Genomic DNA, 14,968 nt, shown 5'->3' with positions numbered 1-14,968 from the left:
CACAGCAATAAGTACCGGCGGGCTTCAAGGGATCCCTATGAGGACCATACGCTGCTTTATCGGCAGCGTGTGAACAGTAACAAGCCTTACCGCAGCTCACAGCGGCCGTAAGACTTTCTTAAATAAATAGATATGAAAATGTTTATGCAATTCATAAAGACTTCATGGATCATACAAACTTTTGACACAATTTTTGGCTATACTATGGGTGTACAACAAAGACGTACATAATATGGAGTCCCAAGTAAGCGCGCAAATTTGGCGGCTCCGCCAAACAACTATCATACTTTACATAGATACCTTCCTTACAACAGAAAAAGTCTCTCCGTCCGGAGAGACTTTTTCTGTTGCGGATTTTATTTATTTCAGGCATTCACAGCGCAGACTCTTTCAGGGCTTCTTTTATGCATGAAAGAGCGGTTTCCACGCTGCCCACACGATATCCGCTAACTGCGTATACCGTGTTCGGGCCGGCCTGGGCATAGAGCATCGGCAGCCTGCCGGGTTCCATATAGAGACTGCGGCACACCGGTTCGGCGTACTTTGAAAAATCGCAGAGGTAAAGCCCGCTCTTTGGAATCATTTCCAGCACCCGGCAGACGGACGGGTTATCTGCCGCGCCGGGGCTGCCAATCAGCAGGCGGATGCAGATGTCCGAACGGTTGATGCGCCCGGCACATGCGGCCAGCTCGTTTAATACATGTTCTGTGGGCTCTTTGCCTTCCTCCAGCCAGATCCACAGCGCTTCTGACAAACCGGGCAGGGCGGCGGACGCCGCAGGCTCTCTTAGCGCTGCCAGAGGGACGGGAGGCAGCGGAAGGCTCGTAAGCAGGTCTTTCAGATCCGCATGGGGCCAGTGGAGCTTAACCGTACCGTTCTCTCCGTCTGCGAGAAGGATTTCCTGTCTGGCGGCGCGGATGCTGCCGTTAGGCAGCCGGTTGGCGGTGATGAGGCAGTAACGTCCCGGCATCAGAGGAAGGGAAAGTCTGTCATGTTCCCACTGACTGCCGGACAGATTGAGAGGGATGTATTCTCCGCTCTCCAAGCGGGACAGCGACCAGTTGGACGGGCTGACCCATTCGGTGCCGCTGACATTATGCAGTGTGAGACATGACGTTTTTTTGCTGTCTTTCATCCTGTGGAAACTTCCGCCTTCATAATACTCAGGCTGCAGATCCGTTTCCGCCAGCCTTGCAGGTATGCCAAATGTCCTGCAGGCCGCGACAAAGAGGATTCTGCGGGACAGATCATTTCCCTGACCGGTACGCAGACAGGCCGCCGGCAGCGTGATCAGATTCTGATAGCCGGATCCGGCCGGATCCGCAATCCGGCTGCAAATATCGTTCCATAAAAGCTCCGGAGTGAAACGTTGCGCGGGAATGTTTATGCGCCCGCGGTCTCCGTCATTATAAAAATCCTCGATCTTTCTGCGGTAAGCGGTGAGCGTTTCCGTGTGCACGCGGGGATTTACCAGATATCCGGCGTTTATCTGCCGGGAATACTCCGTTTCTTTGTCCTTTAGCTCCTCAAAATGAGCGTTTAATATCTTAGCTTTTACATCCCGGTAATCCTTGGAGGACAGACAAAAAAGCATATTTTCCTTGAGTTCCTGCTCTTTTTGTACGCCCGCCGGCAGAAGGAATGCCATAAGCTCCTCCAGATTTCCGTAAGCCTCCTTAAGGATCGCGGTGATACTGTCTTTGTGTATGCAGAAAGATGCGATGCGATCTATCCGGGCATCCTGCCGGTATCGGGCCATTTTATCCTGCCAGTGCTTCTGTTCTGCGGCATATTTAACTTCCCAGCCCGGCTGCCCGCTCCCGGATTCAGAATCAGGCGGGGTTGAGATTCCCAAAGGAGCAGCGCATTCAAATTCCTCCCAGCGCCCGATGGGGGCATCCTGATCCAGTCGCAGTGTAAGCTCTGTGGATTGTGAGAGATTCAAGTCTGCCCAGGCGCATCTTCCGTCTAAAACCGCATGGACATGGATGTTTCCCCTGCCCAGCTTCATTCGCGCAATCCCGTTTTCATCTGCTGCCGCAGATGCGGCCGTATAAAATGCGGACTCATTCAGAATCTGAAACAGCACTTTTGCTCCGGCCGCAGGGCGGTCCCCATCCATAACCTGCACCACTGCCTCCACGGCGGATGCATAATGGGGCAGCCGGTTAATCAGGCGGACGCTGCCCTCTGTTTTGCACACCTCTCCGTCCGGAGGATCGGGGGAAAACCATCTGTAATGCACCATCATCGCCCTGGATGCCGCACTGGAAAACCACCCTCTGTCCAAAACGGGCTCCGGTTCACACGCGCCCAGGTAATGCCATTTTCCGCCGCACCAGGCTTCCACCCAGGCATGGTTATCATCACAGTGGGACCAGCGCGGCACATAGACCTGTCTGGCAGGTATGCCCACGCTTCTAAGGACGGAGGCCAGAAATACGGACTCCTCCCCGCACCGGCCCAAACCGCTTCGGTACACCGCAAGCGGCGACGCGGTCCGCGTATCCGATGCCCGGTAGGAAGCCTGTCCGGAACACCAGAGGTTGATTTCCAATATGGCCTGCTCCATGTCAAGCCCGCGGATGCGTTCTATCACCTGCTCATAGAAAAAGCGGCGGCAGTCCTCGATCTCCTCTTCATTGATCCTGTAATATGCCACATAGGGCAGGAAAAGCTCCGCCGGAACCTCTTTGCGAAAGGGGCCCTGCTCCATCAGAAAAACTGCGTGCCGCGCATAAGCTTCCCAGACAGTCTCCGGATAATTGGCCCGGTCTTCGGCCGGCATGGCCCGGTAATAGTACCGCATCACGGCGGATACAGAAAAATCTTCCGCCCGCATGAGCGCTTGCTTCGCGGCCCGTACCTTCCTAGCATCCGTCAAAAGCACCTCATACTCGGATAACCCGGGCAGCCCCATATGCACCCCATCCGTTCGGTAAAGCATACCGCTGTTTCGGATCACTTTTCCTGACATGTGAAACCGGGTGATCCCGGCCTTAGCCGAAAGTTCCGCTACAGCCGCCTCATCCACGCCGCCTGCTGCCAGAATACAGATTCTGTCCCTGCTTTTTTTAACCAGCTCGGCAAGCAGCTCTTCACCTTCCATACAGGAATTCTTCTGCCCGGATGTCAGCACGGTATCTATTCCCAGCTCCACTGCCGTTTCCAGCGCGGCAAAGGGGTCCCGGCACATATCAAAGGCGCGGTGCAGCGTCACCTTCATGCCTGCAGCCGCTTCCATCAGCAGCCGCATTCGTTCCTGGTCGAGGCTGCCGTCCGGGCGCAGGATCCCGATCACTGCGCCGTCGGCTCCCAGACCGCGGAACAGCTCCACATCCCGCAGGATCTGATCAAATTCACGGTCTGTATAGCAGAAATCTCCGAACCGCGGGCGGAGCAGCACATGTACCGGCAGCCCACACGCTTCTCTCACCTGCCGGTAGAGGCTCACCCCCGGCGTCAGGCCTCCTACGGCCAGTCCGGAGCACAGTTCCAGCCGGTCGGCGCCGCCGGCCGCCGCATTTATGGCAGATTCCACACTGTCCACACACACTTCCAGCAGATACTTCATCCCATTACCTCTTTACAGCTTCCAGGCCGGGGTGATCTCTGCAGTCCGGCCGGAAGGAATTTCGTAAACTTCATCCACCACCCTGATCCATATATCCAGTGCTGTGGGATTATAGATCAGGCTGCCATCCGATGAATAGCGCAGCTGCCGCCACGCGCTCACGTATTCCTCAATCTGTCCGTTCGTCGCATACCAGATATCCTCCCGCCCGGATATCAGCTGAAACAGCTCTTCTATGAGATTCCAGCAGTCGTCATTATCAAATTCATAGGCATGTCCCCATACATAGAATACCGGCAGCGGCCTGCGCTTATCCGATCCCAGCCCGATAAACTGTTCAGCCAGCTTTAAAAGTCCCGGATTGGAATGGTGGCAGGTGGGGTTCCACACAAGGAAGTCCTCCGGCAGCTCAAAGCTCTCAGTGCTCCTGATGGTGCGGGCATAGCGGATGCCGCAGCGGCGGGCCGTTTCCAGCGTTATTTTGCTGTATGTACCGTACGGATACGCCAGACCGGTCACAATCCTGCCGGTGATATTTTCCAGGTTTCTCTTGTCGCAGGCAATCTCATAGCTGATCATTTCTTCCGGGACAGAAGCCAGATCCGGATGTGTCACCGTGTGACAGGCCACCTCAAAATTCTGATAAAGTTCTCTGACCTGCTCCTTATTTACTTTTTCATGCTTTACCTTCAGATGGGAATACTGATCCACCTGCCCAAAGGTGCCCGAGTTCAGATTAAACGTAGCCTGCAGCCCGTATCTGCGCAGCAGACCTGCCAGGCGGATGTCCTGAACCACACCGTCATCGTAGCTCAATGTAAAAGCCTTCGTTTTTCCGCCCGGATACAGCGGAATATCCGTTCTAAGTACCATATCGTTCTCCCTTTCCGCACGGTTTCATCCGCGCTGCCCTCCTGTTGCAGCCGATGCCGGAACTTTCGTAAAACTGCCGGCTCTCCGGATACAGGAGTATTTTTCCATATCATTATAAAACCATGGGCTGGGAATTGCAACACAAGGGGGGGGCTGATATAATAAAGAAAAATGACTGCAATTTGATTATATTATTTCAAATCCTCCGTATAAGTAATCGGCACACTTCCATGATATAAAAATTAGTGAATAATAGGGTAGAATTTGTCAATAAAAATCCAAGAAACAAGAACGGTAATATATAGCGGCCAGGAAATACCTGTGAAAAAGCGTCTCTAAAAGCCATCTACAAATTTCGTTGGAAATCTGTTTTATGTAATACAAATGCCTGCATTGTTGTTATCATAAAGCGCAAAAATCACCGAATAAAGCAGGATTTTGGCGCACAAGTATGCTCTTTATTAGCATTTCGCCGCACGTGCCCTGTCAAGGCCCGCCAGTCCGCAGACTGGCGGTGAAGTTTAGCCTTGACGGGGTGTGGGCGGTGAAATACCATTGACGGATTTCAAACCGAATTTCACTGACTTTCCATCCCGAAGTCAGTATGAAAACACCAAATGGATGTCTCTGCTATGCAGCAATCAATTTTTGCGTTAGATTAAGGTAACGTAATAGCTGTAAACGAAACGAGTTAGAACCCATTAAAACCCCTGTGATTTGAAAAGCGCCGCAATCTCTTCTGCGGATTCCTGCATCCCCCGCTGGAACCAAACCTCAATCCAGCCATAGAGGACGTAGGCAGCGTAAGCCCTGGAATACGCCTCTACTTGGGAATGTTCCGGCTTCGGGCCGAAAATCCAAACGACCACATCCTTCAACAGCCAAAGCAGTCCCCGGTCATTCAGCAGAGTGTAGAAATCCCGGTATTTTTCAAAATGGGCAAACAGAGTCCGAAGCTGCTCGCTCAATGGCCGCTCCGGGCTTTTCTCATATTCGTCCACCCACTCATGGAAAATTTTGTTTAGATACGCTTTCAAAATATCTGCCTTGTCCTCAAAATTGCGGTAAAAGGACGCCCGGCCCACCCCTGCTTCTTCTATTAATTCGCTGATGGAAATCTCTCCCAACGGCTTATCCCGCAACAGTTTCAGCATAGCGTTGGTAAGGTGTTCAATCACATAGGCATTGCGGCCCTCGTTGCTCATCGGTGATACATTTTGCGGATTTTGTCTCATTTTTATTGCTCCTCTTGACAGCGGTTCACCTGTTGATATAATTGTATTGCCAAAACAAATATATCATCAAGTGACAGTATAGCGGCTCTCGCCGTATATGTCAAGGAGGAGACTATGAAAAAGGTCATGACAACATTGTTGAAAGTGATTCTGATCGTCCTTGCCCTGGTAGTGCTTGCCATCATTGCATTTGTCATGCTTGCGGGCAAGAGGGAGGCCGAGTATTACAAGTACACGGAGACCGGCGGGGAGATTGAGAAAAGGTATGCGGCGTTCGGGGACAAAGAGGTATCTTACAAAGAGTTTGACGCCGGGGACGAAGTCATCGGAAAGTATGCGGTGTGGTATCCCGGCGAGTTGGAAAGCGGAAACGGTACTTATCCGGTGGTGATTTTCGCCAACGGGACGGGGAGTACCTCCGCCACCTATAAGCCCTTCATGGAGCATCTGTCCTCCTGGGGATTTATTGCGGTGGGGAATGATGACCAGAACACCCGTACCGGGGCATCGCTGGAGGCAACGATCCAATTTCTGATGCGAGAAAATGAAAACAGCGGCAGCGTTTTTTACCATAGGATCGACTTGGACAACATCGGGATCGGCGGTCATTCCCAGGGCGGACCGGCCGTGTTTAACATGGTTGGAACACAGGAGCATGGCTATATGGTGAGAGCTGTGTATGCGGCCAGCGCCACATCCTCTTATCATACGAAAGTCTTGGGGACAGATTGGGAATACGATGTCTCCACAATATCTGTCCCGGTCTTTATGACGGCGGGCAGCGGCTTTTGGGACGCTGGAAATGCCACCAGTAAAGACCAGGTTCCTGATGATACGAACGGACTTGCACAGGGGATTTGTCCGTTATGGAGCCTTGAGGAAAACTACGTTACACTGTCCAACGGTATTCAAAAGGTGTACGCCATCAAAACCGGTGTTGACCATGGGGATTCCTATAAGCAATTTGACGGCTATATGACCGCCTGGTTTATGTACCAGCTAAAGGGTGACACGGAAACCGGAAAAGCCTTTGCCACTGGGGGGGAGCTGGAAAACAACAGTCTGTATCAGGACGTGAAAACAAATATCACAAAATAGGAGGGCAACCATATGACACTCACACAAAAACGATTTATCATTCTGCTTATCGTTGTCGTTGCCGGGGCCGTTCTGGGCCGTCTGGCAGTGCGGGCCGTGATGAACCTGCTGCTGGGCGGGACACTGTTTGGAGGTAATTTCCTGTGAAAAAAGAAAAGCAAAAGGGGACGCATAAAGTGCTTTGGGGATTCATCTATGTGGGGGCCTTTCTCGCTACGTTTGCCGTTTCAGCGGTGGTTAAGCTGACCGCCGATCCAACAGGTGGAAAGTTCAAGGCTGAGTGGAACGATTCGGTGGGAACCGTCTATACCGACCTTACCTACGGCGAGAAACCCGCCAATAAGTTCGACCTGTATGTCCCCGCCGACAGTTCCAAGGACAGCTACGGTCTGGTGGTCTATCTTCACCCTGGCGGGTTCACTACGGGCGACAAGTCCGGCGATGCGGAGATGCTCCAAGGGCTTTGCTCCAAGGGTTATGTGGCGGCGGGCATCAATTACACCTTGTTCACTGAGGAAAACCCGGATGCCAACGTTTACACCCAATCTATGGAAATCAAAGAGAGTATGCCCTATGTGGTTGCTGAAGCGGAAAAGCTGGGCTATCACATCGGTGAAATGGCGGTGGGCGGCGGTTCGGCGGGCCACTGTCTGGCCATGCTGTATGCCTACCGGGATGCGGACACATCCCCTGTGCCGGTTCGGATGGTGTTCGGAGCGGTGGGGCCGTCCAGCTTCTATCCGGAGGACTGGACGAATTACGGGTTTGACAAAGATACCGCGGAAGCGAGAGAAGGGGCCGCTGGGCTGTTCAGCGTCATGTGCGGCGCGGCACTCACCCCGGATATGTTTGGGACTCCGGAGTATGACGAGGCGGTGAAGCCCGTCTCTGCCCTGCTGTGGGTAGATGAAAATACGGTGCCCTCTCTTATGGCCTACGGAGCTTACGACACCATGCAGCCCTACTTGGCCTCGGTGCGGTTGGACAAGGCCCTGACGGAGTATGGTGTGCCGCATGATTATATAGTGTGCGAACATTCTGGTCATGGTCTGCAAAACGATAATGAGCAGTATATTGAGTACATGAGGAAACTTGTTGAATATCTGGACACTTATTTGCCGGTATAATGTCAAAATCCGTCTCAATTTGAGACGCATTAGCGAATATGGCTGAACCCTGTTGTCTGTCTGAAACAAGCGGGCAACAGGGTAATTTTTTGCCTTTTTCGTTGAAATATGAGATAATAATGGTGTAGATGGCACCTTGAAAAAACCATAGAGAACTGGCCGCCATATATGCACCGCACGTTCAGAAAGTGAGGTCTATATGGCGGAGCAAATCATCCAAATTCCCGAAAACATTTCCAGGCGCGTGGTCTGCCTGTACCGCGTTTCCACCGTGGGACAGGTAGAAAAGGACGACATCCCAATGCAAAAGCAGTATTGCCGGGAGTTCGCCCAACGTCAGCCCGGATGGGAGATCATCAAGGAGTTTTCCGAGAAAGGCGTTAATTAGTCATTTAAAAGAAAATGGGCGCGCAGTTGTCCTCTTACCAAATGGCTCTTTAACAACTCAGAATTCCGCGGAACTCGATATAAGGAAAAAAATTCTTTATGAAGGGTTGGTAGAAGTCGTTATTACGCTTCCAGCAGGACTTTTTACAACACTAAAATTCCGTGTTGTATATGGGTTATAAATAAATCTTTTCTTCACAATCCATTTCTGCCGGATTCATTCTCCGCATTTGTTGATGTGTCAAAGGATGAGATTCGAAAATACGATATAAAATGTGGTGATATTCTTTTAAATAGGACTAGCGAAACAATTAAGCAACTAGCATGCTGCAGCGTCGCATCTACAGATTGCTGTGCAGTTTACGGCAACTATGTAAAAAGACTACGCCCCAAAAAAGAAGGTGTAGTGAATCCTCTTTATATGGCAGGCTATTTTAGCAGTGCGATATACCGTCGAGAAGTTGAAAGAGTTTCACCAGTTTATACAACACGTGCAAATATGAATGTTGAAAGACTTTCAGTAATATCTATTTATTATCCTAATCTTGAAATGCAAAACAAAATCGGAAGTACTCTATTTTACGTGTATCAATTTCAGAAAAGGAGTCAGGATAAAGAACTGAATGAATTATTGGACGAATTTATAAAGATGCTTATAGTTTTATAATATGCCTATCCTCAGGACTTTTTTGTTATAGGCATGGAATGTAAATTGCAAAAAAATACAGCCTGAGTCCACCGTGATTTAGTGAAGATGTATTTTATCCAACAAAAATCATATAGCCGCTGGAAAAGCGTTCTTCCATGTAGTAAAATAGGTTATGCGCCGGCATGTCTGCCGCCGCATTCGAATAAATAGCAGCACTCGGAAGTGTGCTCAGGTCATCAACCTTCGGCTGGTGACATAAAATCTCCAGGAGGAACAGCTATGAAACTAATGTTTGCATCCGATATACACGGCTCCGCCTTCAGCTGCCGCAAGATGAAGGAAATCTATGTCCGTGAGAAGGCAGAGCGCCTCATACTTTTAGGTGACCTGCTCTATCATGGTCCGCGCAACGATCTTCCCCGGGAATATAATCCCAAAGAAGTGATGTCATTACTCAACGGGATGAAGGAAGAGCTGCTCTGCGTGCGGGGCAACTGTGACGCCGAGGTGGATCAGATGGTACTGGATTTTCCGATCATGGCGGACTATATGACCATGTTTGTGGACGGTCATATGTTTTTCATCACCCACGGTCACATACACAACACGGAAAATATGCCCCCGCTAAAAGCCGGTGACCTGTTGATTCACGGTCATACCCATGTCCTGAAAGCAGAGGCCGTGGGACCTTTCACTTATCTTAATCCCGGTTCGGTATCCATCCCCAAGGAGGGGAATCCGCCCAGCTATATGGTTTATGAAAAGAAGGACGGATGCGCCGGAGAGTTTCTGATTAAAAGCATGGACGGGGAGATCCTTCAGAAACATATCGTAGAAAATTAATATTTGTGTAAGGATTTTTTTCATCTGCGGTGCTAGAATATAATCAGAAATATACAAAAAGTGCCATCAGGCAGTTACCGGCAAAGGAATGAGGCAGATGAAAAGAGAGTATATCAATGATTTTATAGAACTGGCCCGGGATACCATCCAGGGCGGGCAGGTTAAAGAAATGGACCGCTATATACAGCACAGTTCCATTACCTGCCTGCAGCACTGTGTCATCGTTGCATATTACAGTTTTTACTGGAACAGGAAATATCATTTAGGCTGTGACGAAGCATCGCTGGTGAGAGGCGCTCTGCTCCACGATTATTTTTTGTATGACTGGCATGACGGCGATAAATCCCACAGGCTCCACGGTTTCTATCATCCCGGCCGGGCTCTCGCCAACGCGCAGCGTGACTTTCACTTAAATGATATTGAACGCGATATCATAAAGAAGCACATGTGGCCTCTCACGCCGGCACTTCCGCGATTCCGGGAGGCGTGGCTCGTATGCGCGGTGGATACGGTTTCCTGCGTGATTGAAGTGGTGACCGTGATCCGGTTTCTGCGCGCTTTGCGTAAAAAATGGCTTTTTGGCCTGATGCGTGTGCCTAAAGGCTGCTAAAACTCCATGTAACCGGTGCCCCGATGCTTAAAGTGTTCGACAGAACTTTATGCGCCGGGGCGTTCTCTATTAAAAAAAGAAACCCGCCTGCACCGAGTGCGGCCGCACAGCATATTATATCTTCGCACGAGTGCGATCCTTACGGAGCTGATTTACCGCTGTTCTGATTATCATCGGGGGCATACGCCAGTACCGCGATGCTTCCCTCTTCATATATCACACACCGATATCCCTTCTGTTCATACACCTCCACCGCCTTTGCATCCGTACCTCGCAGATCCAGCGCCACATAATCCGTTTTGATACCGGCTGTTTCCTCATAAAGCTCCTCATGCATGTACAGATGGGGCGTAAGGAAACCGGACGCGGCTACCGAAGCCTCCTTCGGTATGCGCTCAAGCGCTTCTTCCATGACCCTATACTGCTGCCTGTGATCCATCCAGCGCCCCACATAGGAGAGACGGTCCGTATGGGCGAAGAGAAACATGAGGCAGGAAAACGTCAGACTGATTTTCAGCAGTTTTCCCCGCACATCCTCTTTGCACTGTGAGAGCCTGCGTATGAACAGATAAAAAAGCAGCGCCAGCACTCCAAAATTATACTGAAAATCGATACTGTGCTGATATTCGTAATCCGGCATCAGATTCATCAGGACAAACGGCCCCAGCAGCAGATACTCCGAAGGTTTTCTTCCCATAAACGGCAGGCAGGCAAGCGGAAGCGCCATTATGAGAAGATACCCGATCCTGTCCGCCTGCAGGCATTGTGCCAGCGTATAGCCGGGATTCATAAATACAGTTTTCAGTATGGAACCAAAATTCTGCCCTCCGGCCAGGAAATTCTGATAACGGCCGATCATCACGCCTTCCCCGAAGCGGTCAAGCAGTGTGACCGCCAGCAGAAAATAGATCACCGAAGCCGCGGCCATCAGTGCTCCCGGCTTTTTTTCCCTGCCCGAAGCCAGCAGATAGAGACCCGTAAATGCGGTATAGACCGCCGCATCCTCCTTAACAAGCAGCACCAGAACTGTAAAAAGCCCCATTTTGGCATACTGCTTCTTCTCCGCGGATAAGAGCAGGCAGAGCAGAAACGGCGCCAAGAAAAAATTCTCATGCATATCATAAAAGCATCCTCCCGCCAGCGCCGGATGGAGCACATAACAGAAACAGACTTCTGTACAGGCCTTCTTAGACAGCTGATTGTGCCTGCACAGGCCATACAGCGGCAGTATTCCCAATGCCAGCGCTGCAGCCTGCATCAGCTGGAGCGCAATCGGATGCGGAAACAGCAGATAAAACGGAAGCATCAGATAAAATACCGGTGAAATATGGACAGCAAAATGGGACAGCTGCCTGTTTCTTTCACAGGTCGTTATGGGGAGGCCTGTCGTTTTCATGCGCTCAAACATCTGCGAAAAGATCCCAAAGTCAAAGTTGGGGGAAGCGAAGGTCATATAGCGAAGAGCCGTAACACCTCCCACAAAGATAAAAAACAGCAGGCCCGCCGCATAGACCAGCCGTTTGTCGCCATAAAAATCCCCTGTCTTAAGCGCGGTGAGATAAGAAAACAAGCAAAAACCCTTATATCATCGCGTTTTAAGGACAGCGGGCAAACAGGTTACAAGTGAATAACCAAGCAAAAGGGACGTTATCGAAAGATAGCGTCCCTTTCTGCATACTACGCCGCAGCTTCAAAGAAGTTGTGGCGTTTTTTTATGCCCGCAGGAAAGGAGGCGCAGCCGGAATGTATTTCACAAAGGGCAAGCAGCGGGCATTTGAACTGCTCATGCAGCAGAAGCCGGGATTTGACCGCTATCAATCCGGTTGTGCCGGAGATGATGAAGATTGCGGCACTTGCCGTTTCTACCGCCCACAATGGAAATATGAGTTTTGCGTTTTCAAAAAGTGTCCCTATTGCCCCGGCAAAAGGACGCGGAAAACGCCCGCCAGCATGGACAAATAGACGGGCAAAAGCCCTTGTGCCATGCGGCTTTGCAGACGCGAAAACGGCAAAGGGCATATTGCAATACCAAAACCGCCGAAAACGGCTTTCTAATTGTCCACGCAGATCAAGAGAGGAAGTGAGGAAAAATGGCAGTTTTCAGAGTGGAGCGAAATACGGGATATACCGTTATGAGCAACCACCACTTGCGCAACAAGGAATTGTCCTTAAAGGCAAAGGGCTTGTTGTCGCAAATGCTGTCTTTGCCGGAGGATTGGGATTATACCCTTGCGGGCTTATCCCATATCAACCGGGAGAAGATCGACGCAATCCGCGAAGCGGTAAAGGAACTCGAAAAAGCCGGATATATCGTGCGCAGCCGGGAACGCGACGAAAAGGGACGCTTGCGGGGCGCGGATTACGTCATATACGAGCAGCCGCAGCCGCGAGAGCCGGAAGCAGCTACCAGCGGCGGACAGCCGCCTATATTGGATTTACCTACATTGGAAAATCCAACATTGGATAATCCAACGTTGGAAAAACCTACGCAGGAAAAACCTACGTTGGAAAATCCAACGCAATTAAATAAAGATATATCAAGTAAAGAACAATCAATTACTGATTTATCAAGTACCCATTCCTTTCCATTCCATTCCCTAAATCCCTTGCCCTTCGAACAGGGCAAAGCGGCTACGCCGTCGGAAAGGAAAAGAACGGAAGCGAAAAGCAATAGCGCAGTAGAGATTTACAGGGAGATTATCAAGGACAATATCGAATACGACCATCTCATTCAAAACTGCAAAATTGACAAAGACCGCTTGGACGAGATTGTTGACCTTATGCTGGAAACCGTCTGCACAGCGCGAAAGACAATCCGTATTGCCGGGGACGACTACCCCGCCGAATTAGTGAAATCAAAGTTTTTGAAGCTGAACAGCAGCCATATTGAGTTCGTTTTGGATTGCATGAGGGAGAACACAACCAAAGTGCGCAACATCAAGCAGTATCTAAAAGCGGTGCTGTTCAACGCGCCGAGTACCATTGACAGCTACTATACCGCCCTTGTCAATCACGACTTATACGGCGGCGAATGAGCATAGCCGCACTTTACCGGGAAAGGAGTTGATACCTTGCAGGAAGAAGTAACCCAAAAAACGATTGCCCTATACGTCAAAGTGGGAAAAGGCGCGGCGCGGCTTACCGAACAGGCGTTGCAGAAAGCAATCCAAAAGTTTTTGGAGCAGAAAAGCAAGCCCGCACATGGGAAACAGACCATGCGGCAGCTTATGAAGCAGAACGCGGGCGTTTCCAACATCGAGATCACCGACAGCAATATTAAAGCCTTTGAGAGTACGGCGAAGAAATACAACATAGATTTTTCGCTGAAAAAGGTTAAGGGTGAACAGACCCGTTACCTTGTGTTTTTCAAAGGCCGGGACGCAGACGTTATGACCGCAGCGTTTCAAGAGTTTTCTGCAAAGAAGCTGAACCGGGATAAAAAGCCCTCTATCCGCAAAGCCCTTGCCGCTGCAAAGGACAAGGCGAAGCAGCTTAACGCCGCCCGCGACAAGGTAAAGAAAATGGACAGGGGGCGCGAGATATGAAGCAGATAAACTACAAAAAGCTGATACTTCCGAATATCCCCTATGTGTTCTTTGTCTATCTCTTTGATAAAGTCGGACAGGCGGTGCGGCTTGCCCCCGGCGCGGATATATCCGCAAAGATACTGAATATCACAAAAGGATTTTCCGCAGCCTTTGAAAACGCCTTGCCGAGCATTTACCCTCTGGATTTGCTTGTCGGCATTGTCGGCGCGGTGGTTATCCGCTTGATTGTCTATGTCAAAGGGAAAAACGCGAAGAAATACCGCAAGGGCGCGGAGTACGGCTCTGCCCGATGGGGCAACGCCGAAGATATAAAGCCCTACATAGACCCGGAGTTTCAAAACAACATCATTTTGACGCAGACGGAACGGCTTACCATGAACAGCCGCCCGAAGCAGCCGAAGTACGCGAGAAATAAGAACGTCGTCGTGATCGGCGGCAGCGGCAGCGGAAAAACAAGGTTTTTCGTCAAGCCTAATTTAATGCAGCTTCATTCCTCTTACGTCTTGACAGACCCGAATGGTAATTTACAATAAGGATAAAGGGAGCGCGAACCCTCAAGAAAGGAGGTTACACCCCATGAAGAAACAGCCGGACAAGGGAAAAATCACAGCCCTGTACGAGCGTCTTTCCCATGACGATGAGCGAGCCGGGGAAAGCGTGTCGATAGAAAACCAAAAGCGTATTTTGGAGGACTACGCCCAAAAGAACGGCTTTACGAATATCCGGCACTTCACCGATGACGGAGTGCGGGGAACTACTTTCAAGCGTCCGGGGCTGGACGCTATGCTGGAAGAAATCCGGGCGGGAAATGTGGCTACGGTCATTATCAAAGACCAAAGCAGGATTGGCCGTGATGTTGTCGAAGTGGGGCTTTTGAAGCGCACCTTTGATGAGTACCATGTACGCTTTATTGCGGCGAATGACAACCTTGATACCGCTAACGGCTTTGATATAATGTCAATTTTCCGAGATGTGATAAACGAGTGGTATGTTGCCGACACCAGCCGGAAAATCAAGACCGTTT

Annotated in this window: 15 protein-coding genes and 1 pseudogene; 11 read left to right on the top strand and 5 right to left on the bottom strand. The window is 50.4% G+C overall.

Features of this window, described 5'->3' with window-relative positions:
• Positions 1 to 373: 373 nt before the first annotated feature.
• The 3 genes from DWZ56_RS07735 to DWZ56_RS07725 form a co-directional block, all read right to left on the bottom strand.
• Positions 374 to 3,574: a copper homeostasis protein CutC gene (locus DWZ56_RS07735; RefSeq protein WP_118555776.1), complete on the bottom strand. Its 3,201-nt coding sequence runs from the start codon at positions 3,572 to 3,574 to the stop codon at positions 374 to 376.
• Positions 3,575 to 3,586: 12 nt separating this feature from the next.
• A complete protein-coding gene (locus DWZ56_RS07730) occupies positions 3,587 to 4,447 on the bottom strand; it encodes a polysaccharide deacetylase family protein (RefSeq protein WP_118555775.1) in 861 nt (286 codons plus the stop codon).
• 701 nt (positions 4,448 to 5,148) lie between these two features.
• On the bottom strand, positions 5,149 to 5,682 hold the full coding sequence (locus DWZ56_RS07725) for a TetR/AcrR family transcriptional regulator (protein ID WP_118555774.1): 534 nt from the start codon (positions 5,680 to 5,682) through the stop codon (positions 5,149 to 5,151).
• A 114-nt stretch (positions 5,683 to 5,796) separates the two neighbouring features.
• Here DWZ56_RS07725 and DWZ56_RS07720 point away from each other — a divergent pair, with 114 nt between their 5' ends.
• The 8 genes from DWZ56_RS07720 to DWZ56_RS07690 all read left to right on the top strand — a co-directional run bounded on the left by DWZ56_RS07720 (position 5,797) and on the right by DWZ56_RS07690 (position 10,396).
• Entirely contained in the window at positions 5,797 to 6,780 is a 984-nt protein-coding gene (locus DWZ56_RS07720) for a poly(ethylene terephthalate) hydrolase family protein (RefSeq protein ID WP_118555773.1), read from the top strand.
• A 12-nt stretch (positions 6,781 to 6,792) separates the two neighbouring features.
• Complete coding sequence (locus DWZ56_RS23315; protein WP_279220280.1) at positions 6,793 to 6,927, top strand: hypothetical protein; 135 nt, start codon at positions 6,793 to 6,795, stop codon at positions 6,925 to 6,927.
• A 29-nt stretch (positions 6,928 to 6,956) separates the two neighbouring features.
• The gene (locus DWZ56_RS07715) at positions 6,957 to 7,907 is read left to right on the top strand and encodes an alpha/beta hydrolase (protein WP_118555934.1); all 951 of its coding nucleotides are present in this window, start codon (positions 6,957 to 6,959) and stop codon (positions 7,905 to 7,907) included.
• A gap of 199 nt (positions 7,908 to 8,106) precedes the next feature.
• A complete protein-coding gene (locus DWZ56_RS07710) occupies positions 8,107 to 8,295 on the top strand; it encodes a recombinase family protein (RefSeq protein ID WP_330424843.1) in 189 nt (62 codons plus the stop codon).
• Positions 8,222 to 8,476 carry an N-6 DNA methylase gene (locus DWZ56_RS23765; RefSeq protein WP_118555931.1) on the top strand — a complete coding sequence of 85 codons (255 nt, stop codon included), beginning with the start codon at positions 8,222 to 8,224 and terminating at the stop codon, positions 8,474 to 8,476. Before DWZ56_RS07710 ends, DWZ56_RS23765 begins: the two co-directional genes overlap by 74 nt.
• Entirely contained in the window at positions 8,452 to 8,961 is a 510-nt protein-coding gene (locus tag DWZ56_RS07700) for a restriction endonuclease subunit S (RefSeq protein ID WP_118555772.1), read from the top strand. Before DWZ56_RS23765 ends, DWZ56_RS07700 begins: the two co-directional genes overlap by 25 nt.
• 261 nt (positions 8,962 to 9,222) lie before the next feature.
• A complete protein-coding gene (gene yfcE / locus DWZ56_RS07695) occupies positions 9,223 to 9,786 on the top strand; it encodes a phosphodiesterase (protein ID WP_118555771.1) in 564 nt (187 codons plus the stop codon).
• A gap of 97 nt (positions 9,787 to 9,883) precedes the next feature.
• Positions 9,884 to 10,396: a phosphohydrolase gene (locus DWZ56_RS07690; protein WP_118555770.1), complete on the top strand. Its 513-nt coding sequence runs from the start codon at positions 9,884 to 9,886 to the stop codon at positions 10,394 to 10,396.
• A 139-nt stretch (positions 10,397 to 10,535) separates the two neighbouring features.
• Here the strand turns inward: DWZ56_RS07690 and DWZ56_RS07685 are convergent, their stop codons facing one another.
• Positions 10,536 to 11,966, bottom strand: a complete 1,431-nt coding sequence (locus DWZ56_RS07685; protein ID WP_118555769.1) for a DUF2079 domain-containing protein — start codon at positions 11,964 to 11,966, stop codon at positions 10,536 to 10,538.
• Between the two features lie 107 nt (positions 11,967 to 12,073).
• Entirely contained in the window at positions 12,074 to 12,415 is a 342-nt protein-coding gene (locus DWZ56_RS22880) for a hypothetical protein (RefSeq protein WP_199679560.1), read from the bottom strand.
• A gap of 71 nt (positions 12,416 to 12,486) precedes the next feature.
• Here DWZ56_RS22880 and DWZ56_RS07675 point away from each other — a divergent pair, with 71 nt between their 5' ends.
• The 3 genes and pseudogenes from DWZ56_RS07675 to DWZ56_RS23760 all read left to right on the top strand — a co-directional run.
• The gene (locus tag DWZ56_RS07675; RefSeq protein ID WP_118555767.1) at positions 12,487 to 13,431 is read left to right on the top strand and encodes a DUF6017 domain-containing protein; all 945 of its coding nucleotides are present in this window, start codon (positions 12,487 to 12,489) and stop codon (positions 13,429 to 13,431) included.
• Positions 13,432 to 13,467: 36 nt separating this feature from the next.
• Positions 13,468 to 13,941 carry a PcfB family protein gene (locus tag DWZ56_RS07670; protein WP_118555766.1) on the top strand — a complete coding sequence of 158 codons (474 nt, stop codon included), beginning with the start codon at positions 13,468 to 13,470 and terminating at the stop codon, positions 13,939 to 13,941.
• A pseudogene (locus tag DWZ56_RS23760) lies at positions 13,938 to 14,958 on the top strand (recombinase family protein); the annotation flags it as partial. The gene DWZ56_RS07670 and the pseudogene DWZ56_RS23760, both read left to right, overlap by 4 nt.
• Positions 14,959 to 14,968 lie beyond the last annotated feature (10 nt).

Source organism: Lachnotalea sp. AF33-28 (genome assembly GCF_003477885.1).
Taxonomy (GTDB): Bacteria; Bacillota; Clostridia; order Lachnospirales; family Lachnospiraceae; genus AF33-28.
This window is presented reverse-complemented; position numbering and strand designations above follow the sequence as displayed.

Bases quoted from the DNA above. Each gene is read 5' to 3' on its own strand.
- DWZ56_RS07725 (WP_118555774.1), bottom strand. From the start codon at position 5,682: ATGAGACAAAATCCGCAAAATGTATCACCGATGAGCAACGAGGGCCGC.
- DWZ56_RS07730 (WP_118555775.1), bottom strand. From the start codon at position 4,447: ATGGTACTTAGAACGGATATTCCGCTGTATCCGGGCGGAAAAACGAAG.
- yfcE (WP_118555771.1), top strand. From the start codon at position 9,223: ATGAAACTAATGTTTGCATCCGATATACACGGCTCCGCCTTCAGCTGC.
- DWZ56_RS07690 (WP_118555770.1), top strand. From the start codon at position 9,884: ATGAAAAGAGAGTATATCAATGATTTTATAGAACTGGCCCGGGATACC.
- DWZ56_RS07735 (WP_118555776.1), bottom strand. From the start codon at position 3,574: ATGAAGTATCTGCTGGAAGTGTGTGTGGACAGTGTGGAATCTGCCATA.
- DWZ56_RS22880 (WP_199679560.1), bottom strand. From the start codon at position 12,415: ATGCCCTTTGCCGTTTTCGCGTCTGCAAAGCCGCATGGCACAAGGGCT.
- DWZ56_RS07710 (WP_330424843.1), top strand. From the start codon at position 8,107: ATGGCGGAGCAAATCATCCAAATTCCCGAAAACATTTCCAGGCGCGTG.
- DWZ56_RS07675 (WP_118555767.1), top strand. From the start codon at position 12,487: ATGGCAGTTTTCAGAGTGGAGCGAAATACGGGATATACCGTTATGAGC.
- DWZ56_RS07720 (WP_118555773.1), top strand. From the start codon at position 5,797: ATGAAAAAGGTCATGACAACATTGTTGAAAGTGATTCTGATCGTCCTT.
- DWZ56_RS23315 (WP_279220280.1), top strand. From the start codon at position 6,793: ATGACACTCACACAAAAACGATTTATCATTCTGCTTATCGTTGTCGTT.